General features: G+C 62.0%; 1 protein-coding gene. It reads left to right on the top strand.

Features of this window, described 5'->3' with window-relative positions; translation table 11 throughout:
* The first annotated feature begins 211 nt into the window (after positions 1-211).
* Positions 212-1,666 (top strand): IS4 family transposase, encoded by a 1,455-nt coding sequence (locus tag FS320_RS42935; RefSeq protein ID WP_152718592.1) that lies wholly within the window; start codon positions 212-214, stop codon positions 1,664-1,666.
* Positions 1,667-1,673: the final 7 nt, after the last annotated feature.

Below are 1,673 nucleotides of genomic sequence, written 5' to 3'. Positions count from 1 at the left end.
CTTTCAATTACCCACATTTTTGGGCTGATCGGCCGCGCTTGCCTGACCGACACCCGTCGTGATTCCTTATCGAGCACCTCATCGTCTGCGACAGGTGTCTCATGGGCCGGGTTTTCTCTTTTCTCTCGCGTGATCTCGCCCAGCCTTGCAGGCTGAGCTCTGATCAGATTCTTCCTTGGCTGCCGGGCCAAGGCCGCACGGGAGCCGGGCCATGACGAAGGCACACCTCCCTGCCGCCGATCCGGCAGATGCGACCGATGCCCCCTCTTGGGTCGAGCGGGAACTCGCCGGCTGCCGCTTTCGGGACAGACGTCTCGGTCAGCGCCTGCGCAAGCTCCTGACCCATATGGCCAGAGCCATCGGCGGCAGCCTTCCGCTCGCCTGCCAGGACTGGGCCAACACCAAGGCCGCCTATCGCTTCCTGTCCAATCCCAAAGTGAACGAATACGCGATCCTTCAGGGCCATTTCCAGGCTACCCGCACCCGCTTTGCCGCAGTCGACGGACCCATCCTGGTCATTCAGGACACAACGGAACTGTCCTACGAGCGCGCGCAGCCCCGGCGGATTGGCTCGACCTGCCGAGTCAACAGCGGCCGTGACAAGGAAGGTCGCTACAGGATGCACACGGTCTGCGGGCTGCTGATGCACTCCTGCCTGGCCGTGACCGCAGAGGGGCTGCCCCTCGGGCTTTCCGCCATCAAGTTCTGGACGAGAGCCCAGTTCAAGGGCACTAAGGAACTCAAGCGCAAGATCAACCCGACCCGGGTGCCGATCGACCAGAAAGAGAGTATCCGCTGGCTGGAGTGCCTGAGGCAATCTGTGGCGCTGTTCGGGGCGCCTGAGCGCTGCATCCATATCGGCGACCGGGAGAACGACATCTACGAATTCTTCTGTACGGCTCATGCTCTGGGCACGCACTTCCTGGTCCGGACCTGCGTGGATCGGCTAGCGGGTGACGGGCAACACACCATCGCCGACGAGATGCAGGAGGTGAAGGTCAAAGGGCGGCATCAGGTTGAGGTTCGCAGCCCAAAAGGTGATGCGAGCCTTGCGATCGTGGAGCTCAGGTATCGCCGGATCCACGTCCTGCCGCCAATCGGCAAACAGAAGCGCTATCCGGCGCTCACCCTGACGATAATCCACGCGCAGGAGCGTCACACCCCCAAAGACCGGGCGCGGATTGACTGGAAGCTGATCACGGACCTGCCGGTGCGATCGCGCGCCGACGCGATCCAGATGCTGGACTGGTACGCCCTGCGCTGGAAGGTCGAGCTGTTCCACAAGATCCTCAAATCCGGCTGCCGGGCCGAGGAGACCAAGCTCAGAACAGCCGAGCGGCTGGTGAACCTGCTGAGCATCTATTGCATCCTGAGCTGGCGGATCTTCTGGATGACGATGCTCAATCGCGTCATTCCGCACGTGCCGCCGCAGTTGGCGTTGACGGGGCTGGAAATCGACCTGCTCGACGAGCTGGTGAGAGATCAAGGCCCGATCGTGCGAGGGAGAAAGACGCTCTCGGATTACCTGACCAAGATCGCTCGCATGGGCGGCTATCTCGCGCGTGGGCATGATCCGCCGCCAGGCAACACCGTCATGTGGAGAGGACTTTCGCGCCTGATGGACATCGAACTCGGCGCCAGGATCGGAGCGCAAATCTATGGGTAATTAAAAG

The organism is Microvirga tunisiensis, from assembly GCF_009296175.1.
GTDB lineage: Bacteria > Pseudomonadota > Alphaproteobacteria > Rhizobiales > Beijerinckiaceae > Microvirga > Microvirga tunisiensis.
The sequence above is the reverse complement of the archived record's forward strand: the minus strand, read 5'-3'. Positions and strand labels throughout refer to the sequence as shown.